Annotated in this window: 21 protein-coding genes; 7 read left to right on the top strand and 14 right to left on the bottom strand. The window is 73.0% G+C overall.

Features of this window, described 5'->3' with window-relative positions; all coding sequences use genetic code 11:
* Positions 1-13 precede the first annotated feature (13 nt).
* The 4 genes from AC1DXT_RS11465 to AC1DXT_RS11450 are packed head-to-tail and all read right to left on the bottom strand — an operon-like array spanning position 14 to position 3,360.
* A complete protein-coding gene (locus tag AC1DXT_RS11465) occupies positions 14-1,210 on the bottom strand; it encodes an acyl-CoA dehydrogenase family protein (protein ID WP_477061439.1) in 1,197 nt (398 codons plus the stop codon).
* The gene (locus AC1DXT_RS11460; protein WP_477061438.1) at positions 1,210-2,259 is read right to left on the bottom strand and encodes a phosphotransferase family protein; all 1,050 of its coding nucleotides are present in this window, start codon (positions 2,257-2,259) and stop codon (positions 1,210-1,212) included. The genes AC1DXT_RS11465 and AC1DXT_RS11460 overlap by 1 nt, the downstream gene beginning before the upstream one ends.
* 58 nt (positions 2,260-2,317) lie before the next feature.
* The gene (locus AC1DXT_RS11455) at positions 2,318-2,722 is read right to left on the bottom strand and encodes an acyl-CoA thioesterase (protein ID WP_477061437.1); all 405 of its coding nucleotides are present in this window, start codon (positions 2,720-2,722) and stop codon (positions 2,318-2,320) included.
* Positions 2,719-3,360, bottom strand: a complete 642-nt coding sequence (locus AC1DXT_RS11450; protein ID WP_477061436.1) for a QsdR family transcriptional regulator — start codon at positions 3,358-3,360, stop codon at positions 2,719-2,721. The genes AC1DXT_RS11455 and AC1DXT_RS11450 overlap by 4 nt, the downstream gene beginning before the upstream one ends.
* A 100-nt stretch (positions 3,361-3,460) precedes the next feature.
* Here AC1DXT_RS11450 and AC1DXT_RS11445 point away from each other — a divergent pair, with 100 nt between their 5' ends.
* Both AC1DXT_RS11445 and AC1DXT_RS11440 read left to right on the top strand, forming a co-directional pair.
* Entirely contained in the window at positions 3,461-4,654 is a 1,194-nt protein-coding gene (locus AC1DXT_RS11445; RefSeq protein WP_477061435.1) for an acyl-CoA dehydrogenase family protein, read from the top strand.
* A complete protein-coding gene (locus tag AC1DXT_RS11440; protein ID WP_477061434.1) occupies positions 4,654-5,877 on the top strand; it encodes an acetyl-CoA C-acetyltransferase in 1,224 nt (407 codons plus the stop codon). Before AC1DXT_RS11445 ends, AC1DXT_RS11440 begins: the two co-directional genes overlap by 1 nt.
* Before the next feature lie 70 nt (positions 5,878-5,947).
* On the opposite strand, the gene AC1DXT_RS11435 is transcribed toward AC1DXT_RS11440, so the two are convergent.
* The 3 genes from AC1DXT_RS11435 to AC1DXT_RS11425 are packed head-to-tail and all read right to left on the bottom strand — an operon-like array spanning position 5,948 to position 8,258.
* A complete protein-coding gene (locus AC1DXT_RS11435; RefSeq protein ID WP_477061433.1) occupies positions 5,948-6,397 on the bottom strand; it encodes a MaoC family dehydratase in 450 nt (149 codons plus the stop codon).
* Between the two features lie 5 nt (positions 6,398-6,402).
* Positions 6,403-7,152 carry an SDR family oxidoreductase gene (locus AC1DXT_RS11430; RefSeq protein ID WP_477061432.1) on the bottom strand — a complete coding sequence of 250 codons (750 nt, stop codon included), beginning with the start codon at positions 7,150-7,152 and terminating at the stop codon, positions 6,403-6,405.
* On the bottom strand, positions 7,149-8,258 hold the full coding sequence (locus AC1DXT_RS11425; RefSeq protein ID WP_477061637.1) for an alcohol dehydrogenase catalytic domain-containing protein: 1,110 nt from the start codon (positions 8,256-8,258) through the stop codon (positions 7,149-7,151). Before AC1DXT_RS11425 ends, AC1DXT_RS11430 begins: the two co-directional genes overlap by 4 nt.
* A gap of 94 nt (positions 8,259-8,352) precedes the next feature.
* On the opposite strand from AC1DXT_RS11425, the gene AC1DXT_RS11420 reads away from it, so the two are divergent.
* A complete protein-coding gene (locus AC1DXT_RS11420) occupies positions 8,353-9,483 on the top strand; it encodes a serine hydrolase domain-containing protein (protein WP_477061431.1) in 1,131 nt (376 codons plus the stop codon).
* Here AC1DXT_RS11420 and AC1DXT_RS11415 read toward each other — a convergent pair.
* The 3 genes from AC1DXT_RS11415 to AC1DXT_RS11405 are packed head-to-tail and all read right to left on the bottom strand — an operon-like array spanning position 9,480 to position 11,882.
* The gene (locus AC1DXT_RS11415; protein ID WP_477061430.1) at positions 9,480-9,896 is read right to left on the bottom strand and encodes an NUDIX hydrolase; all 417 of its coding nucleotides are present in this window, start codon (positions 9,894-9,896) and stop codon (positions 9,480-9,482) included. The two genes, AC1DXT_RS11420 and AC1DXT_RS11415, sit on opposite strands and share 4 nt — an antisense overlap.
* A 25-nt stretch (positions 9,897-9,921) precedes the next feature.
* Complete coding sequence (locus tag AC1DXT_RS11410; RefSeq protein WP_477061429.1) at positions 9,922-10,578, bottom strand: LuxR C-terminal-related transcriptional regulator; 657 nt, start codon at positions 10,576-10,578, stop codon at positions 9,922-9,924.
* Positions 10,575-11,882: an ATP-binding protein gene (locus tag AC1DXT_RS11405; RefSeq protein WP_477061428.1), complete on the bottom strand. Its 1,308-nt coding sequence runs from the start codon at positions 11,880-11,882 to the stop codon at positions 10,575-10,577. The genes AC1DXT_RS11410 and AC1DXT_RS11405 overlap by 4 nt, the downstream gene beginning before the upstream one ends.
* A gap of 136 nt (positions 11,883-12,018) precedes the next feature.
* Here AC1DXT_RS11405 and AC1DXT_RS11400 point away from each other — a divergent pair, with 136 nt between their 5' ends.
* Together AC1DXT_RS11400 and AC1DXT_RS11395 are read left to right on the top strand one after the other, a co-directional pair.
* The gene (locus tag AC1DXT_RS11400) at positions 12,019-13,449 is read left to right on the top strand and encodes a PspC domain-containing protein (protein ID WP_477061427.1); all 1,431 of its coding nucleotides are present in this window, start codon (positions 12,019-12,021) and stop codon (positions 13,447-13,449) included.
* Positions 13,449-13,967, top strand: a complete 519-nt coding sequence (locus AC1DXT_RS11395; RefSeq protein WP_477061426.1) for a hypothetical protein — start codon at positions 13,449-13,451, stop codon at positions 13,965-13,967. The genes AC1DXT_RS11400 and AC1DXT_RS11395 overlap by 1 nt, the downstream gene beginning before the upstream one ends.
* A 66-nt stretch (positions 13,968-14,033) precedes the next feature.
* On the opposite strand, the gene AC1DXT_RS11390 is transcribed toward AC1DXT_RS11395, so the two are convergent.
* From AC1DXT_RS11390 to guaA, 4 genes are all read right to left on the bottom strand, one after another.
* Positions 14,034-14,504, bottom strand: a complete 471-nt coding sequence (locus AC1DXT_RS11390; protein ID WP_477061425.1) for an aromatic ring-opening dioxygenase LigA — start codon at positions 14,502-14,504, stop codon at positions 14,034-14,036.
* Positions 14,505-14,581: 77 nt separating this feature from the next.
* Positions 14,582-15,742, bottom strand: coding sequence for a glycosyltransferase family 4 protein (locus tag AC1DXT_RS11385; protein WP_477061424.1), 1,161 nt, complete (start codon positions 15,740-15,742; stop codon positions 14,582-14,584).
* 51 nt (positions 15,743-15,793) lie between these two features.
* A complete protein-coding gene (locus AC1DXT_RS11380; RefSeq protein WP_477061423.1) occupies positions 15,794-16,192 on the bottom strand; it encodes a DUF3817 domain-containing protein in 399 nt (132 codons plus the stop codon).
* A gap of 14 nt (positions 16,193-16,206) precedes the next feature.
* Positions 16,207-17,802 (bottom strand): glutamine-hydrolyzing GMP synthase, encoded by a 1,596-nt coding sequence (gene guaA / locus AC1DXT_RS11375; protein ID WP_477061422.1) that lies wholly within the window; start codon positions 17,800-17,802, stop codon positions 16,207-16,209.
* 100 nt (positions 17,803-17,902) lie between these two features.
* On the opposite strand from guaA, the gene AC1DXT_RS11370 reads away from it, so the two are divergent.
* On the top strand, positions 17,903-19,759 hold the full coding sequence (locus tag AC1DXT_RS11370; protein ID WP_477061421.1) for an ABC transporter ATP-binding protein: 1,857 nt from the start codon (positions 17,903-17,905) through the stop codon (positions 19,757-19,759).
* Entirely contained in the window at positions 19,756-21,489 is a 1,734-nt protein-coding gene (locus AC1DXT_RS11365; RefSeq protein ID WP_477061420.1) for an ABC transporter ATP-binding protein, read from the top strand. Before AC1DXT_RS11370 ends, AC1DXT_RS11365 begins: the two co-directional genes overlap by 4 nt.

Here is a 21,489-nt window from a genome sequence, read left to right as displayed (position 1 = left end):
GTGGACACTGTCCCTACCTCTCATTCGTCAGCTGGGCTCGCCCGAGTGAGGCGAGGTGGACCTCGTCCGGTCCGTCTGCCAGGCGCAGGGCCCGGGCGGCGGCGAACATCTCGGCCAGCGGCTGGTCACCGGACAGGCCGGCCGCGCCGAACAGCTGGATGGCGCGGTCGAGGATCTGCTGCACGGCCCGGGGGACCGCGATCTTGATGGCCTGGATCTCGGTCATGGCCGCGCGGTTGCCGACCGTGTCCATGAGCCAGGCCGTCTTCAGTACCAGGAGGCGCAGCGCCTCGATCTGGAGCCGGGACTCGGCCACCCACTCGCGCACGACGCCCTGGTCGGCGAGCGGGCGCCCGAAGGCGGTCCGGGATCGCGCGCGCTCGACGACCAGGTCCATCGCCCGCTCCGCCATGCCGAGCGACCGCATGCAGTGGTGGATCCGGCCCGGGCCGAGCCGCGCCTGCGCGATGGCGAAACCCTCGCCCTCCCCGGACAGGATGTTGGCCACAGGCACGCGCACGTCCTCGAACACGATCTCCGCGTGCCCCCCGTGGTCGCGGTCGTCGTACCCGAACACGGTCAGCGGCCGCACGATCCGCACGCCCGGGGCGTCCCGCGGCACCAGCACCATGCTCTGGCGCCGGTGCCGCTGCGCCGACGGGTCGGTGGCTCCCATCACCACCAGCAGCGCGCACTCGGGGTTCATGGCACCGGTCGACCACCACTTGCGGCCGGTGATCACGTACTCGTCGCCGTCGCGGACGATGCGCGTGGCGATCTGCGAGGCGTCCGACGACGCCACGTCCGGCTCGGTCATGCAGAACGCGGACCGGATCTCGGCGTCCAGGAGCGGCTCCAGCCACTCCTCCTTCTGCTCGGGCGTGCCGAACTCGGAGAGCAGCTCCATGTTGCCGGTGTCCGGGGCCGCGCAGTTGAACGCCGCCGGGGCCAGRCGCGGGCTGCGGCCGGTGAGCTCAGCCACCGGCGCGTACTGGAGGTTGGTGAGGACGCTCGGCAGGAAGAGGTTCCAGAGGCCCTGCTCGCCGGCCAGCCCCTGCAGCCGCCGGACCACCGGCCGCGTGCCCCACTCGGTCGGGGTCGCCGCCAGCTCCGCCTCCAGCACCGGCTCGGCGGGGTAGACGTGCTCGTCGAGGAACGCCTGCACGCGGCCGACGACGTCGACCGTCACGGCGTCGGGCGCGAAGTCCATCAGCGCACCCCGGCCAGCTGCGCCAGGCCCTCGTCGGCGAGCGGCCCGACCAGTCCCCCGATCCGGTCGAACCCGTCGCCGACCGTGTCCCCGCCGAGGAACCGGAAGTGGATCCCCTCGAGGATGACCGCGAGCTTGTACGCGGCGAACGCCCGGTACCAGCCGAGCTCCGGCACGCTGGTGCCCAGGCGGGTGCAGTAGGTGTCGACGAGCTCGTCGAACTCCGGGTAGCCCGCGGCCGGGTCGACCGCGCTGGGCGCGACCCCCTCGGCACCGGCGATGCCGCGGATGTGCCAGTAGAGGCCCAGCATCCCGAGGTCCACCGCCGAGTCACCCAGGGTGGCCATCTCCCAGTCGAGGATCGCCGTGATGTGCGGGACCACTCCCCCGACGAGCGCGTTGTCCAGCCGGTAGTCGCCGTGCACGATGCTGCTGCGCCGCGTCGTCGGCACGCGTCCCGCCAGGCGTTCCTGCAGGTCGTCGAGGCTCGGCACCGGCCGCGAGCGCGACCCGTCCAGCTGGGCGCGCCATCGCCGCAGCTGCCGGTCGAGGTATCCGTCGGACCGCCCCAGGTCGGCGAGCCCGACGTCCGCGGGGTCGATCGCGTGCAGCTCGGCGAGCAGCGAGGCCAGCTCCAGGCTCACGGTGCGCAGCTCGGCCGCGGTGTAGGTGGTGTTCTGGGCCTGGTGGGCCAGCACCGACCCCTCCACGAGGTGCATGACGTAGAACACCGTGCCCGTGCCCGCGGACGGGTCCTCCACCAGCGCGACCGCCGGCGGGACCGGGACGCGGGATCCCCGCAGCGCCGAGATGACCCGGAACTCGCGGGCCATGTCGTGCGCGGTGGTCTGCACGTGACCGAGCGGCGGCCTGCGGACGACCAGGGGCTCCGGGCCGCCGTCGACCCGGTAGGTGAGGTTGCTGCGCCCTCCGGCGATCACCCGTGCCGACAGCGGACCGTCGTCCACGGTGGCCGGGTGCTCACGCCTCAGGTACGACTCGAGTCGCGCCACGTCGAGCCCGGGCGGGTCCGGCATGCGTCGGGTCATCGTCGACCGCCTCTCCGGGAGGCACGTCGTCATACCGCCCGGTCGGTATGCTACCCGATCAGACGACGAGCTCGCGCTCGATGGCCTCGCGGATGTGCGCGGGGATCGGGACGGGGCGCCGCGTCGCGTGGTCGACGAACACGTGCACGAACCGTCCCTCGGCGACCACGTCGCCGTCGCGCAGGATGCCGAGCTCCCACGTCACGCTGCTCGTCCCGAGCCGGCCGGCCCGCAGGCCCACCTCGAGCGGCTCGGGAAAGCTCGCGGAGGCGCGGAACTCGCACGACGACGACACGCAGACGCCGATCGGCTCCCCGGCGGACGGGTCGAGGCCGGCCGAGGTCATGAGCCAGACGTTGATCGTCGTGTCCATGGCCTCGTAGTAGACGGTGTTGTTGAGGTGCCCGTAGACGTCGTTGTCGTTCCACCTCGTGGGGAACGGAGCGCGGTGCGGGAACGTCATGGCCGCAGCACCAGCTCGAACGCCGCCCGGGCGCGCTCGGCGCTCGGCACGTCGCCCGTGATGAGGTCCGCGTAGGTGAACGACTCGGAGACGCGGACCAGCAGGTACGCCAGGTCGTGCGCGCCGACGGCCCCGTCGAACGGCTGGTCGCCCAGCTCCTGGCGAACCAAGGCCTCGACGACGGCGACGTACCGCCGCTGGATGTCGCTCTCCTTGGTGGTCAGCAGCCGCAGGGCACGCGCCGGCTCGCGCCGCAGGAAGCCCCGGAAGTAGTCAGCGGTGATGAGGTCGCGCGCGAAGTGCGTGAGGACCGCGGCCACCCGCGCGGCGCCCTCGGTGCCCCGCGTCGCGGCCTCCGCCTGCTCGAGCGTGGGGACCGCCAGCGACCAGAGGACCTCCGAGAGGAGCGCGTCGCGGTTGCCCACCCAGCGGAACAGCGAGGTGCGGTCGACGCCGAGCTTCGTCGCCAGGCGACCCATGTCGATCCGCGCACCCTCGATGAACGTCTCGCGGGCGGCGACGAACGCCCGCAGCGCCTCGGCGTGCTCACCGTCCTCCAGCCGTTGGGACAGCCACGAGGGCGCGACGCGGGTGCCGATGCGGCCGAGCCCGCCTCCGATGACGTCGAGGTGCGACATGGCGGCAACCTACTCCTCCGGGACAGGGGGTATGCAACATCTGGGAAAATGATGCAGACTCGGAGCGAGATCAGAGCCGATCGACGAGCGGAGCCATGACGTGACACAGACAGACGTGACCCACGCGTTGCTGACCAGCGACTTCTACTCCTTCCAGGACCTGCTCACGCCGGTCGAGAACGAGCACGTCATGGAGATCCGGGAGTTCCTGGAGACCGAGGTCCGGCCGATCGCGGACGACTGCTGGGACCGCGCCGAGTTCCCCGTGCACCTCATCCCGCGGGTCGGTGAGCTCGGGCTGCTGGGGCCGATGTGGCCGGAGACCGTCCGGTTCGAGAACAGCGCCGTCTACCGCGGGTGGGTCGCGCTCGAGCTCTCCCGGGTGGACGCCGGGTTCTCCACCTTCATCGGCGTGCAGAACGGGCTGACCATGGGCGCGATCGGCGTCGGCGGTTCCCTCGAGCAGCGGGCCGAGCTGCTGCCGCCCATGAGCCGCGGCGAGCTGGTCGGCGCCTTCGGGCTCACCGAGCCGCTGTCCGGCTCGGACACGGCACGCGGCCTGCGCACCACCGCGCACCGCACCGGCGACACCTGGGTGCTCAACGGCGCCAAGCGCTGGATCGGCAACGCCACGTTCGCGGACCTCACGGTCATCTGGGCGCGCGACACCGCCGACGACCAGGTCAAGGGATTCATCGTGCGCCGCGGCACCCCCGGGTTCTCCGCCACCAAGATCGAGCGCAAGCAGGCCCTGCGATCGGTGCAGAACGCCGACATCCTGCTCGACGGCGTGATCGTCGACGAGGCCGACCGGCTGCCGAACATCCACTCGTTCAAGGACGTCGCCACCGTCCTGCGCCTGACCCGGGCGGAGGTCGCGTGGCAGGCGGTCGGGGTGGCGGTCGGCGCCTACGAGGCCACCGTGCGGTACGCGCTGGAGCGCGAGCAGTTCGGCAAGCCGATCGCGTCGTTCCAGCTGGTCCAGGACCGGCTCGCCCGGTGCCTGGGCAACATCACGGCGAGCATCGCCCTGTGCGTCCGGGCGGCACAGCTGCAGGACGAGGACCGCCAGGGCGACCAGCACTCGGCACTGGCCAAGGCCTCCACCACGACCGCGATGCGGGAGACCGTGGCGCTGTGCCGCGAGACGCTCGGCGGCAACGGCATCCAGCTGGACCACGGCGTCGCGCGCTACATGGCCGACGCCGAGGCCGTGTACTCGTTCGAGGGCACGCGCGACATGAACACCCTGATCGTGGGGCGTGCCATCACCGGCATCGCGGCGTTCGTCTGATGGCCGAGGCGTACATCGTCGCGACCGCCCGCTCCCCCATCGGCCGCGCGTTCAAGGGGTCCCTGGCACAGGTGCGTCCCGACGACCTCGCCGCCTCCATGGTCCGCGCCGCCCTCGCGCAGGTCCCCGCGCTCGACCCCGGCCGCGTCGAGGACCTGCTGCTCGGCTGCGGCATGCCCGGCGGCGAGCAGGGCATGAACATGGCGCGGATCGTCGCGGTGCTGCTCGGCCTCGACTCCGTCCCGGGCACCACCGTCAACCGGTACTGCTCGTCGTCGCTGCAGACCACCCGGATGGCGTTCCACGCGATCAAGGCCGGCGAGGGCGACGTGTTCGTGTCCGCCGGCGTCGAGTGCGTGAGCCGGTCGGTCGTCGGCTCCTCGGACTACATCCCCGGCGTCGACCTGCAGAACCCACGGTTCGCCGAGGCGGTGGGACGCACGGCCGCACGGGCGGTGTCCGGCGAGACGTGGACCGACCCCCGCGAGAGCGGACTGCTCCCCGACGCGTACATCGCGATGGGTCAGACGGCCGAGAACGTCGCCGCGCTCACCGGCACCACCCGGCGGGAGCAGGACGAGTTCGCCGCGCTCTCCCAGAACCGCGCGGAGAAGGCCCTGGCCAACGGGTTCTGGGCCGACGAGATCACCCCGGTGACCCTGCCGGACGGCACGGTCGTGTCGGCCGACGACGGCCCCCGAGCCGGGGTCACGGTCGAGGCGCTGGTCGGCCTGAACCCGGTGTTCCGCCCCGACGGCACGGTCACGGCCGGCAACTGCTGCCCGCTCAACGACGGCGCCGCCGCGGTGGTGATCGTGAGCGACCGGATCGTCGACGAGCTCGGCCTGACCCCGCTCGCCCGCATCGTGTCCACCGGGGTCAGCGGCCTCTCGCCGGAGATCATGGGCCTCGGACCGGTGGACGCGTCGCTGATGGCGCTGTCCCGCGCGGGCATGACCATCGCCGACATCGACCTGGTCGAGCTGAACGAGGCGTTCGCCGCACAGGTGCTCCCGTCGGCGCGCGCGCTCGGCATCGACCACGACAAGCTCAACGTCCACGGGGGCGCGATCGCGGTGGGTCACCCGTTCGGGAGCACCGGCGCCCGACTGACGACGACCCTGCTGCACGGCCTCGCGGTGCAGGACGGCACGTTCGGCCTGGAGACCATGTGCGTCGGCGGCGGCCAGGGCATGGCGATGGTGGTCGAGCGGGTCTCCTGACCCTCCGCGAACACCCAACGTCCGAGGAAGTGGCTGCTGGGGCGCTCACTTCCTCGGACGTTGCGGGCGTTCAGGCCGCCGCGAAGTAGAGGACGACGGTCTCCGCGATCAGGGCCGGCTTGGTCGCGCCCTCGATCTCGACAGTGACCGTGAAGGTCGCGCGGACGCCCTGGGGCGTCGGTTCGGCGGAGGTCACGGTGGACGTCGCCCGGATGCGGGAGCCGGCGGTCACCGGCTGCAGGAACCGCACGCGGTCGAGGCCGTAGTTGACCACCAGCCCGGTCCCGCCGACCTCGACCAGCCCGTCGGTCAGCGCCGGGATCAGGGAGAGCGTGAGGTACCCGTGCGCGACGGTCGCGCCGAACGGCCCAGCGGCGGCCCTGACCGGGTCGACGTGGATCCACTGGTGGTCGTCCGTGGTGTCGGCGAACGCGTCGATCCGCGCCTGGTCGACGGAGAACCAGCGGTCGGCGGTCGCGCTCTGACCGAGGGCGTCGAGCAACCCTGCGGGGGTGTCCACCGCGATCACGCCTTCGGCCCGCCGGCCACGTAGAGGACCTGCCCGTTGACGAAGCTCGCTGCCTCCGAGCAGAAGAACGAGACGGCGTTCGCGATGTCGTCGGGCTGGCCCACGCGCCCGACCGGGATCTCCTTGGCCGCCCCGTCGAGGAACTGCTCGAACGTGATGCCGAGCCGCTCGGCGGTCTGCCGCAGCATGTCGGTGGCGATGAACCCGGGGGCCACCGAGTTCACGGTGACCCCGAACCTGCCCAGCTCGATGGCCAGCGTCTTGGTGAACCCCTGCAGCCCCGACTTGGCGGTCGCGTAGTTGGCCTGCCCTCGGTTGCCCAGCGCCGACGTGCTGGACAGGTTGACGATCCGCCCCCAGCCGGCGGCCACCTGGTGCTTCTGGACCTCGCGGCTCATGAGGAACGCGCCGCGCAGGTGCACCGAGATGACGGAGTCCCAGTCGGCCTCGGTCATCTTGAACAGGAGGTTGTCGCGCAGGATGCCGGCGTTGTTGACCAGGACGGTGGGCGCCCCGAGCTCGTCGGCCACGCGCGCGACGGCGGAGACGGCGTCCTGCGTCAGGCCGACGTCGGCACCGAGGCCGATCGCGGAACCCCCGGCAGCGCGGATCGCGTCGACGGTGCCCGCGCAGTCCTCCTCGCGCAGGTCGAGGACGGCCACCTGGAAGCCGTCGGCGGCGAGCCGGAGGGCGGTCGCGGCGCCGATGCCGCGGGCGGCGCCGGTCACCAGGGCAGTGCGTGTCACGAGGGGGTCCTTTCGTCGAGAACGATGAGCTGGCGGAGCTCGCCACCGGCCGCGAGGCGGTCCATGGCGACGTCGAGGTCGTGCAGCGTGATGCGCGAGGAGACCAGGCGCTCGAGCGGGAGCCGACCCGAGCGCCAGAGGTCGACGTAGAGCGGGATGTCGCGGGCCGGGACGGCGGAGCCGAGGTAGCTGCCGACGACGGTCCGGGCCTCGGAGGTGAGGGTGAGCGGGCTGACGGACGCGCGAGCGCCGGGAGCGGGCAGGCCGACCGTCACCGTCGTCCCGCCCGGCGCCGTCGCGGCGACGGCCGTCTCGAACGCTCGGGCGTTCCCGGCGGCCTCGATGACCACGGGTGCTCGGACGGGCAGGTCCTGCGGCGAGTACGTCGCGGCCGCCCCATTGGCGCGCGCGGCCTCCAGCTTGTCCGCGACCGCGTCGACCCCGATGACGTCGAACCCGAGCGCGACCGCGACCAGCAGCGCAGCCATCCCCACGCCTCCGAGCCCCACGACCATCACGGTGTCACCCTGCCGCGGTCGGCCGGCGTTGACCACCGCTCCCCCGCCGGTGAGCACCGCGCAGCCGAGCAGGGCCGCGACCTCGGGCGGCACGTCGGGATCGACCCGCACGACGGACGTGCGGCTGACCACCGCGTGGCTGGCGAACGCGGACACACCCAGGTGGTGGTGGATCGGCTCGCCGCCGCGGTGCAGCCGCATGCCGTCGCCCACCAGCGAGCCCCGCCCGTTCGCCGCGCTGCCGACCCGGCACGGCAGGCGCCCGTCGGTCGCGCACTCGGGGCAGCCTCCGCAGCGCGGGAGGAAGGTCATGACGACGCGGTCACCCGTGGCCAGGTCGTCGACGCCGGGGCCCAGCTCCGCGACGATCCCCGCGGCCTCGTGCCCGAGCAGCATCGGCGTGGGCCGGGCCCGGTTGCCGTCGACGACCGACAGGTCCGAGTGGCAGACGCCCGCGGCCTCGATGCGGACCAGCAGCTCACCGGGTCCGGGGCCGTCCAGCTCCAGGGCGCCGACGGTGAACGGCCGGGAGGTCGCGAACGGAGCCGGGGAGCCCGCCCGTTCCAGCACCGCGCCCACGATCTGCACGTGCACCTCCGGAGTCGACGACGTTGTCGCCATACCGACCGCGCGGTATGTTGCAGGTCAGAGTACACACGATCCGCCGACGCAGGAGGGCTCGATGACGAGCACGCCGGTCCAGGGCTTCGCCGACGAGCGGTTCTCCGCACTGCGCGCCTCGTTCCAGCAGCACCTCGACGCGGGCGCGGAGCTCGGCGCGAGCGTCGCCGTCGTCGAGCGGGGCACGCTCGTGCTCGACCTCTGGGGCGGCTGGGCGGACCCCGCGCGGACGACGCCGTGGACGGCGGACACGCTGACCAACGTGTGGTCGATCTCCAAGACCATGGCATCCCTGTGCGCGCTGCTGCTCGTCGACCGAGGGCTGCTCGACCCGGACGAGCCGGTCGGCGCCTACTGGCCCGAGTTCAAGGCGGCAGGCAAGGAGGGCGTGCTGGTCAGGCACGTGCTCAACCACACCTCGGGCGTCTCGGGCTGGGACCAGCCGGTCACCGGCGAGGACATCCTCGACGTCCCCGCCGCGACCGCCCGGCTCGCCGCCCAGGCGCCGTGGTGGCCGCCCGGCACGCTGTCCGGCTACCACCTGCTCGACTACGGGCACCTGGTGGGCGAGCTCGTCCTGCGCGTCACGGGCCGGCCGCTCGGCGAGTTCTTCCGCGCCGAGATCGCGGAGCCGCTGGGCGCCGACTTCTGGCTCGGCCTGCCGCCAGCACAGGACGTGCGCGTCAGCCACGTCGTCCCGCCGCCGCCCTCGCAGATCGACCTCACGCAGCTGCCACCGGACTCCCCCGCGCGCCGCACGCTGACCGGGCCGGTGCTCGACGCCTCGATCACCTGGACCCGGGAGTGGAAGGCCGCCGGGATCGGGGGCGCCGGGGGCCACGGCAACGCGCGCTCGGTGGCGACGGTCCAGTCGGTGCTCACGAACGGCGGGGGCGGGCTGCTCTCCCCCGCGACCGTCGACCTGGTGTTCGCGCAGCACACCGACAACGTCGACCTCGTGCTCGGCGTGCCCCTGCGGTTCGGTCTCGGCTACGCGGTGTCCCACCCGGCGAGCACTCCGTACATCCCCGAGGGACGCGTGGCGTTCTGGGGTGGCTGGGGCGGCTCGCTCGTCGTCAACGACGTCGACCGCGGGCTCACGTTCGCCTACGTGATGAATCGGATGTCCCCGGGGATCCTCGGCTCGGCCCGCTCGGACGCGTACCTGCAGGCCTGGTACGGATCCCTCTAGTGCCCGGCCAGCCGCAGGCCGATGTCGACCAGCTCGACCCGGTCGAGCCCCGCCACCTCGGCCAGGTCGAACCACGCCGCGGTGTCGGTGCTGCCGTCGGCCTCGTCGCGCAGCTCACCGCCGACGACGTGGGCGCGGTAGATGATCCGCAACCCGTGGAGGTCTCCCTCGGTGGGGTCGAGACGCGTGGCGGCCGGGATGACGATCGAGTCGATGCCTAGCAGCTCGTCGAGCACCACGTGGTACCCGGTCTCCTCGTACACCTCCCGCACGGCGGCGTCGGCAGGGTCTTCCCCCGGGTCGATGCCGCCGCCGGGAAGGGTCCACCCCGAGATTGGCCCCTCCAACCAGTGCGGGAGCAGCACCCGCCCGGACTCGACGACGATGGCGTAGGCCGCGACGCGTTGCTTCACCCGCAGGAGCCTAGGGCTCCCCGGGCTACAGCAGCCGTCGTGCCGCCGCCCAGCGCGTCAGCTCGTGGCGGCTGGACAGCTGGAGCTTGCGCAGGACCGCCGAGACGTGGGTCTCGACGGTCTTGATCGAGATGAACAGCTCGGACGCCACCTCGCGGTAGGAGTACCCGCGCGCGATGAGCCGCATGACCTCGCGCTCGCGGGCGGAGAGCCGGTCCAGCTCGTCGTCTCCGATCGCGATGTCGCCCGCGGCCGCGCCGAACGCGTCGAGCACGAACCCTGCCAGCCGCGGCGAGAACACGGCGTCCCCGCCGGCCACGCGGCGGACCGCGTCGGACAGGTCGGTGCCGTCGATCGCCTTGGTGACGTACCCGCGGGCGCCGGCGCGGATGACCGCGACCACGTCCTCGGAGGCGTCGGACACCGACAGGGCGAGGAACCGGGTCTGGCCCAGCAGGTCGGTGCACGCCTTGATCACCTCGGCGCCGCCTCCCCCATCGCCGCCGGGCAGGTGCACGTCGAGCAGCACGACCGGGGGCTTCAGCTCGCGCACCAGCCGGATCGCCTCGTCGACCGTGTCCGCCTCGCCGATCACCCGCACGCCGGCGTCGAGCGACGCCTTCACGCCGGTCCGGAACATGTGGTGGTCGTCCACCAGCACCACGTCGACTGGCTCGCTCATGACTGCACTCCCTGTTCGTCCGACACCCGGATCGGCACCACCAGGTGCACCTCGGTCCCGCGCTCGGGGCTGCTGGTGACGGTGGCGGCGCCGCCACGACGACGCACCCGCCCGATGATCGACTCCCGCACCCCGAACCGGTCGGTGCCCACCTCGTCGAGGTCGAACCCGTCGCCGTGGTCGCGGACGAACACCTCGACCTCGGTCGCACCCACCTCGAGGTAGAGCGACACCGGCGGCCGCCCGTGCACCACCGCGTTGACCAGCGCCTCGCGCGTCGCCTGCAGCAGCGCCTCGGTGTCGGCGTCGGGGACCCGGTCCCCGACCACCACCGACTCGACGGCCACGGGGTCGCCGGTCGGACCCGAGCGCGAGTCCTCCACCTCGGCGATGATCCCCCGCAGCGCCGCCGCCACCGAGGTGCCCGGCGCCGGGCGGTCGTCGTAGAGCCACTCGCGCAGCTCGCGCTCCTGCGCACGCGCCATGCGGGCGACCTCCGCGGAATCGTCGGCCCGCGAGCGGATCAGGGCCAGCGTCTGGAGCACGGAGTCGTGCAGGTGGGCGGCGATGTCCGCGCGCTCCGACTCGCGCGCGCGGGCGGCCCGCTCGTCGCCGAGCTCCCGCACCAGCCGCAGCCACCAGGGCGTGAGCACCAGGGCCACGCCGCCGAGCATCACGAGCGCCGCGACGATCGACTGCGCGAGGGTCGCCGTGTCGACGCCCTCCCCGGACGCGAGGCCGACGAACAGGAGCACGCCGACGCCCGCGAGCAGGATCCCGCCGGCGACCCGCAGGAGGCTCACGGGAGTCCGCCCGCCGGCCCGGTCCCGCAGGCGCCCGCGCTGCAGCTCGTCGAGCTGGCTCCACGCCAGCCACAGCCCCGAGAGGACGATCAGGGCGGGCAGGAGCCAGTCCGCGTCCACGTCGGCCCCGGACCGGACCGCGATCAGCAACGCGGCCGCGATCACCAGCACCGCGCCGATGGCGATGTCCGTCACGGGGATGCGCCGACCGGGCTCGATGACGGCCTGCCGACGGGCAAGACGGCTCAGCGCGCTCGGGCGGATGTCCTGCGCAGCCGCGGCGGGGTCGCCCGCCGGGACCGCGAGCCACCAGAACACGTACAGCAGAGGGCCGACGCCTGCGACGGGGGTGAGCACGACGAACGCCAACCGCACCAGCCCGACCGGCAGGTCGAGATGCGCAGACAGGCCGAGGGCTACACCACCGAACCACCGCCCGCGCGCGGGACGACGCAGCGGCAGCCGGCGCGTCGGCGCGAGAACGGGCGTGGTCGGGTGCACGGTCCGATCGTCACACGCCGCGAGGCCTTCCGGGGTCGCGTCCGGGGTCGGTTCAGGGGTTCGCGGACCCAGGATCAGGGTGCGCTCAGGGGACCACCCGATGCCGGGCGCGCGTCCGGGCGAGCAGGATCGAGTCATGGACACGACCACCCCCGCCGGCCCGGAGCCGGCACCGGCCGCCCCGGCACCGGACCCGGCCCCCGCGCAGCACTCGAACAGCTTCTTCGCCGGGGTGCGCCGCCTCGGCATCACCCGCGCCGACGACCGCTGGATCGGCGGCGTCAGCGGCGGCATCGGCGACCGCTTCGGGATCGACCCCCTGCTGGTCCGCGGCATCTTCGTCGCGACGCTCCTGCTGGGCGGCCTCGGCCTGGTGGCGTACGGCGTCGCCTGGGCGCTGCTGCCCGAGCGACGCGACGGTCGAATCCACCTCGAGGAGATGATCCTCGGCCGGTTCGACATCGCGCTGCTCGGCGCCCTCGCCTTCGTCATCGTCGGCATCAACCGCGGCGACAGCTGGTTCTTCTTCTGGGGTCCGCCCGGATGGGTCCAGGGCATCCTGTGGCTCGCGTTCATCGGCGGGATCGTCACGCTGATCGCGGTCGTCGCCAACCAGAAGTCGTCCCAGCCGCGCCCCCCGGCGCCGCCGTTCACGCCGTACGTGCCGCCCGCCCCCGCAGGGAGCTACCCCGCAGCGAGCTACCCCGCCGCGAGCTACCCCGCCGCGAGCACGTACGCCACGCCGGTCACGGACACCCCGCCGACGACGTCCGCCTACGGCGTCCCCCCGGCACCTGCCCCTGCCTGGACGTCCTACGCCGCACCGCAGCCGGCTCCTGTTCCCGCTCCTGCTCCCCGACCCGTGCAGCCGCCGCGTCCCCCGCGGCCCCCGCGCCCCCAGCGTCCGCGCACCCCCGGCGCCGGCGTCGGCACGGTCGGTGTGGTCGTCGCGCTCAGCCTGCTGGCCCTCGCTCTGCTGCTGATGGCCGAGCGCTCGGGCGACTTCACCGGACCCGTCGCGCTCACCGCGCTGGGTATCGGCATCGTCCTGGCCGGTCTCGGCATCATCGTGTCCGGTCTGCGCGGCCGCACCAGCGGCGCGCTCGGCGGGCTGGCGGTCGTCGGCATCATCGCCGCCGTGCCCCTCGGCGCCGTCCAGAACACGACGTGGAACTGGTCCTCGGACGCGCGGCACGACTTCGCGGCCGACGGCGTCGCGGTGGTCACCGACCGCTCCGAGGCCGCGGACGGCTTCTCCATGGGGTTCGGCGACGCCACCATCGACCTCACCGAGGTGACCCTGACCTCGGAGACGCTCGAGGTCCCGATCTCGCTCGCCGCCGGTGACCTGACCGTCATCGTGCCCGCCGACGCGAGCGTGACCGCCGACGTCGAGGCCGGCGCCGGCACGGTGCGCTGGGACGTCGACGGCCAGAGCAGGAGCGTCGACGGTGTCGGCCTCAACCCCCGCACCTTCACGACCGACGACGTCGGCCCCGACGGCCCGCAGCTCGCCCTGCAGGTGCAGATCGGCGCCGGCGACGTCTCGATCATCGAGGAGAACTGATGTCCACCGACAAGACCCCCCGCGACGACGACGAGACGCTCGCCCTGCCGGTCTCCGACCCGGAGCCCGCCGCCGACGACACCGCCGTCCTCCCGGTCGAGGAGACCGCTGACGACGAGCACCCCGTGCTCGCGCTCGACGAGACGACGCCGCTGCCCGTCACGCAGCCGGCACCGTTCGGGTCGCCCGAGCCCGGCCCGGAGACGTCCCCGATCGGCGCGCTGTACTCCCCGTCGGAGCGCCCCGCGCCGGCCGACGTGCCGTCCAGCAGCCCGGACCCGTTCGTCGCGGAGGTCGCGCCGTCCGAGCCCGCACCCGTCGACCCGCCCCGCCGCCGCCTGCGGGTCGGGACCGTCGTCTGGGGCCTGGTCATCGCCGCGATCGGCGTCGGCCTGCTCGCGTGGGCGGCGGGGGTCGAGATCGACCTCCAGCTCGCGATGATCGTGCTCCTCGCGGTCGCCGGGACCGCGCTGCTGGTCGGCTCGATCGTGAGCGGAGCACGCAACGCCCGGCGCTGAGCAGACGGGCAGACGGCGACGGCCGGGCGGAGAGACCTCCGCCCGGCCGTCGCACGTCCGGGGGCGTCAGACCACCGGGTCCGGGGTCCCGCTGACGGAGGTGTCGGAGTAGGTGGTGGTGCCGACCTTGCGCAGCGCCCACCCGATGAGGATGAACACGACGCCGATGCCGACCACGAGCAGCGCGACGCCGAACGCCACGACCGACGTGAACAACGAGGCGCGCAGGAACGAGGCCGTCATGACCGTGCCGCGGCGCTCGTCGTCCTGGTCCAGCTGCGCGTAGGTCTGGCCGTCGGTGGCCTCGAGTGCGTGGGTGTTGATGATGTCGGCCTGGAACCAGGCCTCCCACGGGGTGTCGACCAGCTGGCCGCCGAACGCCTGCGCGTCCTCGGACACCGTGATCTGCTCGGCCGCCAGGTTGCTGGCGACGGCGCCCCACGTGATGCCACCCGCGATGATGAAGATGATCCCGAAGATGATGGTCAGCAGCCCGAGCACGCGGACCGACCTCGGTTGTCCCGTCGTCGTCGTCATGTCTCCCTCTCTGAACCCCCAGAGGACGGGCAGGTGTGCCGTGCGGCCCCTGACAGAACCGTCCAACGAGACCGACTCTAGTGAGGGGCGGGTGACGAAGTGGGAGATTTCGCCGCGCGTGCCCTCGCGTACTCGCCGTCCGCGGCGGCCAGCACGTCGTCCCACCCGAACCGGGGCCGCACCGCGCGGTTGTGCGAGAGCATGCCCTCGAGCAGGCGGCCGTCTCGCGCGAGCTGCACGATCGCCTCGGTCATCTCGGCGTCGTCGGCGACCAGGAGGCCGTCCACACCGTCCTCGACGAACTCCTCGATCCCCGTGCCGCGCCGGGCGACGATCGCCAGCCCGGCCGTGCGGGCCTCGAGCGCGGCGATGCCGAACGCCTCGAGCTCCGCCGGGGCGAGGAACACGTCGGCGTCGGTGTAGGCGCTGCGGACCTGGGGCCGGGTCAGCCGACCGCGCAGGTCCACGACGTGCTGCAGCCCCTGCCCCGCCACCGCCGACGCGACCCGGCCCTGGGCCGGCCCGGACCCGATGATCGACAGGCGCAACCGATCGGGCGGCAGCCGACGCGCGGCCTGGCCGACCAGCTCGACCAGCGGCACCGCCCGCTTGCGCGGTGCGAGGCGCATCGTCGACACCAGCCGCAGCGGCCCGTGCTCGCCGGGGCGCCCCCGCCCCTCGGAGAAGCTCCTGGGGGCCCAGAGGTCGAGGTCGATCCCGTTCGGCATCACCGACACCTCGGTACCGAACACCTCGCGCACACGGGCGGCCGCGGCGTGGCTGACGGCGCTCAGCGCGGCGGGCGTCCGCTGCCAGTGCGTCCGACCCACTGCGGTCCGCAGGGCACCGACCACGCCGTCGAGCATGCAGTGCCACGTGATCGCCGTCGGCAGACCGGCGTCGAGGGCGATCCGGGCACCGTCGTACGCGAACGGGGACAGCACCCCGGCGTGCACGTGCACGACGTCGGGACGCAGGGCGGCGTAGGCCTCGCGGACCAGTCGCGGGCCGACGGGGTTCACGGGGAGGTCGAACGGGAGCCGTGCACCGAGCCGGTGCACGCGGACCCCGTGCTCCAGGTCGACGACACCCCCGCGCTCGCCGCCGACGCCGAGCGTGGCCGTCAGGACGTGCACCTCGTGCCCGGCGGCGACCTGCCGCGCGGCGAGGTCACCCACCTGCGACTCGATCCCCCCGGTGCGCGGTGCGTAGCAGTCGGAGACGTGGACGATCAGCACGCGCTCACCGTAACGGCGCGAACCGGACGACTGACCACGACACAGGACATGTCACCCGCGTGCGCCACCGGCGGCCTCGATGCGGGCGAGCGCCTGCGCGTGCACCTTGCGCTCGAGGATGAACGACATGACCGGCACGACGCCGGCCGCGGCCATCGTCGCGAGCCGCCCGAGCCGCCAGCGCATCTTCGACCAGAGGTCGAAGACCGTGACCAGGTAGACGACGTAGATCCACCCGTGCGCGTACGCGATCCAGGAGCCGATGACCGGGTTCGGCGTGCCGGAGGCGTCCACCCCGCTCGCGTGGAACACGTACTTGAGGACCAGCTCGACGCAGAGCAGCAGCAGCATGGTGCCGGTGATCCACGCGAGCACGCGGTAGCGCTTCGTCGCCCCTGCGGCCTTGCGCACCCAGGGGTCCACGTTCGTCGTGGTCGGGGTCTCGGTCACTGTGTCACTCCCAGTCACTCCCACTCGATCGTGCCCGGCGGCTTGCTCGTCACGTCGAGGACGACGCGGTTGACCTCGGGCACCTCGTTGGTGATCCGGGTCGAGATCGTCGCCAGGACGTCGTAGGGCAGGCGGGTCCAGTCGGCGGTCATCGCGTCCTCCGACGACACCGGCCGCAGCACGACCGGGTGCCCGTAGGTCCGGCCGTCGCCCTGCACGCCCACCGAGCGCACGTCCGCGAGCAGCACGACCGGGCACTGCCAGATGTCGCGGTCCAGTCCCGCGCGGGTCAGCTCCTCGCGGGCGATGACGTCGGCCGCGCGCAGGATGTCGAGGCGCTCGGCGGTCACCTCGCCGATGATGCGGATGCCCAGCCCGGGTCCGGGGAACGGCTGGCGCCAGACGATGCCCTCGGGCACCCCCAGCTCCAGGCCGACCGCACGGACCTCGTCCTTGAACAGGGTGCGCAGCGGCTCGACCAGCTCGAACTGCAGGTCGTCGGGCAGCCCGCCCACGTTGTGGTGCGACTTGATGTTCGCCGCGCCCTCGCCACCGCCGGACTCGACCACGTCCGGGTAGAGGGTGCCCTGGACGAGGAACTTGACCTCCTCGCCCTCGCCGGCCTCCGCTGAGCCCTCGATGATCTCTCGCGCCGCCTGCTCGAACACCCGGATGAACTCGCGGCCGATGATCTTGCGCTTGGTCTCGGGGTCGGTGTGCCCGGCGAGCGCGTGCAGGAACCGCTCGCGGGCGTCGACCACCTTGAGCTGCACGCCCGTGGCGGCGACGAAATCCTTCTCCACCTGCTCGGCCTCGCCGGACCGCAGCAGGCCGTGGTCGACGAACACGCAGGTCAGCTGGCTGCCGACGGCCTTCTGCACGAGTGCCGCGGCCACCGAGGAGTCCACGCCGCCGGAGAGCCCGCAGATGACCCGCGCGTCGCCGACCTGCGCGCGGATCCTCTCCACCTGCTCCGCGACGACGTTCCCGGCGTTCCAGTCGGGGACCAGGCCGGCGCCCTCGTACAGGAAGTTCTCGAGCGCCTTCTGGCCGAGCGGCGAGTGCTTGACCTCGGGGTGCCACTGCACGCCGTACAGGCGACGGGCGCGGTCCTCGAACGCGGCGACCGGGCTGCCCGCCGACGTGGCGAGCACCTCGAACCCCTCGGGCGCGGCGTGCACCGCGTCGCCGTGGCTCATCCACACCGTCTGCGAGTCCGGGCTGCCGGACAGCACCGTGCCGGCGGACGTGACCTCGACGGCCGTCCCGCCGTACTCACGCTGGCCGGTCTGGGCGACCGTCCCGCCGAGCGCCGCCGCCATGGCCTGGAATCCGTAGCAGATGCCGAGCACGGGGACGCCCGCCTCGAACAGGGCGGGATCGACGAACGGCGCACCGGTCGCGTACACCGACGAGGGGCCGCCCGACAGGATGATCGCCGCCGGGTCCTTGGCCAGCAGGTCCGCGACCGACGCCGTGTGCGGCACGATCTCGGAGTACACGTTGGCCTCGCGCACGCGCCGCGCGATGAGCTGCGCGTACTGCGCGCCGAAGTCGACGACGAGCACGGGGCGGTGGGTGGTGGCGGCCAGGTCAGGCGTCTGCGTCACGCCCTCAGGGTAGTCGGCGCGCAGGGGAGGTCCGTCCTGCGTCCGACGTCACGGAAAACGGTTCGATCGATGTCAGTACCCGCACGTAACGTGGCTCCTCGTGCGTTCCCTCCCCCTCGACGATCCCGGTACCCCGCCTCTGAGCGGGCCCGTCGCGCTGCTCTGGTGGCTCGCGCGCCGGCAGTGGGGCATCCTCCTGACGGCGGTCGGCCTCGGCATCACCATGTTCGCGTGCCAGGCGTTCACCCCGTACGTGGTCGGTCGCGCGATCGACGACGGTCTGGACAGCGGCTTCGGCCCCGACCTGTGGCGGGCGTGCGGCACGCTCCTGGCGCTCGGTGCCGTGATCATCACGGCGTCCGCCATCGGGCACCGGTACGACGTCAACAACTGGCTCCGCGCGGCCTTCACCTCGTCGCAGCTGGTCGGCAGGACCGTCGCCCGCTCCGGCCACACGATCACCAAGGAGCTCCCGACGGGCGAGGTCGTCTCCGCGGTGGCCAACGACGCGCTGCGCATCGGCGAGGTCTTCGCGATGGCCGCGCACTTCCTCGGCAGCCTCGTCGCGTACGGCATCGTCGCGGTGCTCATGCTGCGCGTGTCCGTCCCGCTCGGACTCGTGGTGGTGCTCGGCCTGCCCACGGTCGCCGCGATCCTCGGCCTGCTGGTCAAGCCGCTCTCCCGACGGCAGGCGGCTCAGCGCGAGGCGTCGGGCCGACTGACCACGCTCGGCTCGGACACCGTCTCGGGGCTGCGCATCCTGCGCGGCATCGGCGGCGAGGAGGTCTTCACCGGCCGCTACCGCGCGCAGTCGCAGGAGACGCGGCGCCGCGGGGTCGAGGTCGCCAAGACGCAGTCGATCCTGGACGCGCTGCAGGTGCTGCTGCCCGGCGCGTTCGTCATCACGCTCATCTGGCTCGGCGCGCACATGGCGCTGGCCGGCACCATCACGCCCGGTCAGCTCGTGTCCACGTACGGCTTCGCGGCGTTCCTGTCGTGGCCCGTGCAGAACGCCACGCAGATGCTGCAGGCCGCGACGCGCGCGCACATCGGCGCCGGCAAGGTGGTCAAGGTGCTCCAGGTCGTCCCCGCCACGGGAGCGACCGGCGGGACGGCCGCCGCGCCGGGATCGCACTCGTCGCTGGTCGACGAGGTCAGCGGCCTGGACCTCGCGGCCGGCCGGGTGGTCGCGCTGGTGAGCGTCGACCCCGACGAGACCGCGCGCATCGCGACCCGGCTCGGCCGGTTCGACGACGAGGCCGAGAAGGACACCCCCGTGCGCCTGGGTGGCGTGCTCCTGTCCGAGCTGGACAAGGACGTCGTCCGCCAACGCATCGTCGTCGCGGAGGCGACGCCGCACCTGTTCTCCGGACTCCTGGCCCAGGAGCTCGACGTGCGCGGCGACGCCTCCGAGGACGACCTGCTGCGCGTGATCGGCACGGCCGACGCGCAGGACGTGCTCGACTCGGTGCCCGACGGGCTCGCCGGTGAGCTGCCCGAGAAGGGCCGCTCGCTGTCCGGCGGGCAGCGGCAGCGAGTCGCCCTCGCGCGGGCGCTCCTCATCGACCCCGAGATCCTCGTGCTCGTCGAGCCGACCAGCGCGGTCGACGCCCACACGGAGGCGCGGATCGCGGCACGGCTGGCGGACGTCCGGCGCGGCCGGACCACGCTCGTCGTGACGGCCAGCCCGCTGGTGCTGGACCACGTCGACGAGGTCGCGTTCGTGCAGGACGGCGTCGTCGTCGCCCGCGGCACGCACGACGCGCTGCTCGTGCACGGCGCCGGCGACCTCGAGGTGGCCCGCGCCTACCGGGCCGTCGTCGGGCGGAACATGGACGAGGAGTCGCTGGAGAACCGCACGGTCGAGGCGCTCGAGGACGACGAGCGCCTGTACCAGGAGCTGATGGCCGCGCAGTCCGCGGGCACGGCAGGAGAGAACAGAGGAGGTCAGTCATGAAGCTCCCCATCGCCGACTCGGCGACGGTCCGCGCCTACGCCGGCCTGCTGTTCCGCAAGCACCACCGGCCGCTGACGCTGATCGCGGTCCTGCACACGCTGGCCGCCACCGCGGGGCTGGCCGGCCCGTGGCTGCTGGGCATGCTCATCGACGCCGTGACCGACGGCACCACCGTCGGGTACGTCAACACGCTCATCGCCATCGGTGCGGCAGCCGTGCTGGCCCAGACGGTCCTCATCCGGTTCGCCCAGCGTTCGTCGATGATCTTCGGCGAGGAGGTCTTCGCGGAGCTGCGCGAGGAGTTCATCGAGAAGGTTACGGCCCTGCCGCTGTCCACTGTGGAGCGCGCGGGTACGGGCGACCTCGTGGCGCGCACCACCAACGACGTCAACAAGCTGCAGCACGCGGTCCGCTTCGGCGTGCCGCGCGTGATCGTCGCGGTCGTCACCATCTCGCTGACGATCGTCGCGTGCCTCGTGCTCTCGCCGGTGGTCTCGCTGGCGATGTTCCTCGGCGTCCCGACGCTGCTGTTCATCGTGCGCTGGTACCTCAAGCGCGCGACCCCGGCGTACCAGCGCGAGTCCGCGGCGTACGCGGTGCTCAACGGCACGATCACCGAGTCCGTGGAGGGTGCCCGGACGGTCGACGCCCTCCGTCTCGGCGCGCGCCGCATGCAGCGGGTGAACGACGACCTGGCGGAGGCGTTCGAGGCGGAGAAGGCGACGCTCCGGCTGCGCACGATCCTGTTCCCGGGCATCGACCTCACGTTCGTCCTGGCCCCCGCCGCCGTGCTGTTCTGGGGCGGCTACCTGGCCTCGCAGGGGCACGTCTCGGTCGGCGCGGTGACGACGATCGTCCTGTACACGTACCAGATCACCGGTCCCGTCTGGGAGCTGATCTTCTGGGTCGACGAGATCCAGGTGGCCGCCACGTCGCTCGCGCGGATCGTCGGCGTCCAGCTGGTCGAGCCCGACCGCCAGACCCGGGAGGGCACGCCGGTCGACGAGGACATCGCCGCCAGGGATCTCACCTACGCGTACCGCGAGGGTCACAACGTGCTGCACGGCATCGATCTCGACCTCGCGGCCGGGGAGCGCCTGGCGGTCGTCGGACCGTCCGGTGCCGGCAAGTCGACGCTCGGCCGGATGCTCGCCGGTATCCACCCGCCCACGGACGGCACGGTGACGGTCGGGGGCGTGCCGCTGATCGACCTGCCGCTCGAGGAGCTGCGCGGGCACGTCGCCCTGGTCACCCAGGAGCACCACGTGTTCGTCGGGTCGGTGGCCGACAACCTTCGCCTCGCCCAGGTGGACGCCGACGCGGCCGCGCTCGAGCGTGCCCTGCGTGCGGTGGACGCCTGGGAGTGGGTGCAGGCGCTGCCCGAGGGGCTCGAGACCGAGGTCGGCTCCGGCGGCGTCGCGCTCACCCCGGCGCAGGCGCAGCAGATCGCGCTGGCGCGGCTGGTGCTCCTCGACCCGCACACGCTGGTGCTCGACGAGGCGACCTCGCTGCTCGACCCGCGGGCGGCCCGGCACCTCGAGCGGTCGCTGTCGGCCGTTCTCGCCGGGCGCACGGTCGTCGCCATCGCACACCGCCTGCACACCGCGCACGACGCGGACCGGGTGGCGGTGGTCGACGGCGGCCGGATCGTGGAGATCGGCCCGCACGACGAGCTGGTCGCCGCCGGCGGCGACTACGCCGCGCTGTGGCACTCGTGGCAGCACGACTGA

The organism is Cellulomonas sp. P1_G12_2 (genome assembly GCF_056405535.1).
Note: the sequence above shows the minus strand (reverse complement) of the source record. Positions and strands in the feature narration are given on the sequence as shown.

What these genes read in the sequence shown, in the direction of transcription:
- AC1DXT_RS11440 (WP_477061434.1), top strand. Translation starts at nt 4,654, where the DNA reads ATGGCCGAGGCGTACATCGTCGCGACCGCCCGCTCCCCCATCGGCCGC.
- AC1DXT_RS11400 (WP_477061427.1), top strand. Translation starts at nt 12,019, where the DNA reads ATGGACACGACCACCCCCGCCGGCCCGGAGCCGGCACCGGCCGCCCCG.
- AC1DXT_RS11460 (WP_477061438.1), bottom strand. Translation starts at nt 2,259, where the DNA reads ATGACCCGACGCATGCCGGACCCGCCCGGGCTCGACGTGGCGCGACTC.
- AC1DXT_RS11390 (WP_477061425.1), bottom strand. Translation starts at nt 14,504, where the DNA reads ATGACGACGACGACGGGACAACCGAGGTCGGTCCGCGTGCTCGGGCTG.
- AC1DXT_RS11450 (WP_477061436.1), bottom strand. Translation starts at nt 3,360, where the DNA reads ATGTCGCACCTCGACGTCATCGGAGGCGGGCTCGGCCGCATCGGCACC.
- AC1DXT_RS11420 (WP_477061431.1), top strand. Translation starts at nt 8,353, where the DNA reads ATGACGAGCACGCCGGTCCAGGGCTTCGCCGACGAGCGGTTCTCCGCA.
- AC1DXT_RS11395 (WP_477061426.1), top strand. Translation starts at nt 13,449, where the DNA reads ATGTCCACCGACAAGACCCCCCGCGACGACGACGAGACGCTCGCCCTG.
- AC1DXT_RS11455 (WP_477061437.1), bottom strand. Translation starts at nt 2,722, where the DNA reads ATGACGTTCCCGCACCGCGCTCCGTTCCCCACGAGGTGGAACGACAAC.
- AC1DXT_RS11410 (WP_477061429.1), bottom strand. Translation starts at nt 10,578, where the DNA reads ATGAGCGAGCCAGTCGACGTGGTGCTGGTGGACGACCACCACATGTTC.
- AC1DXT_RS11365 (WP_477061420.1), top strand. Translation starts at nt 19,756, where the DNA reads ATGAAGCTCCCCATCGCCGACTCGGCGACGGTCCGCGCCTACGCCGGC.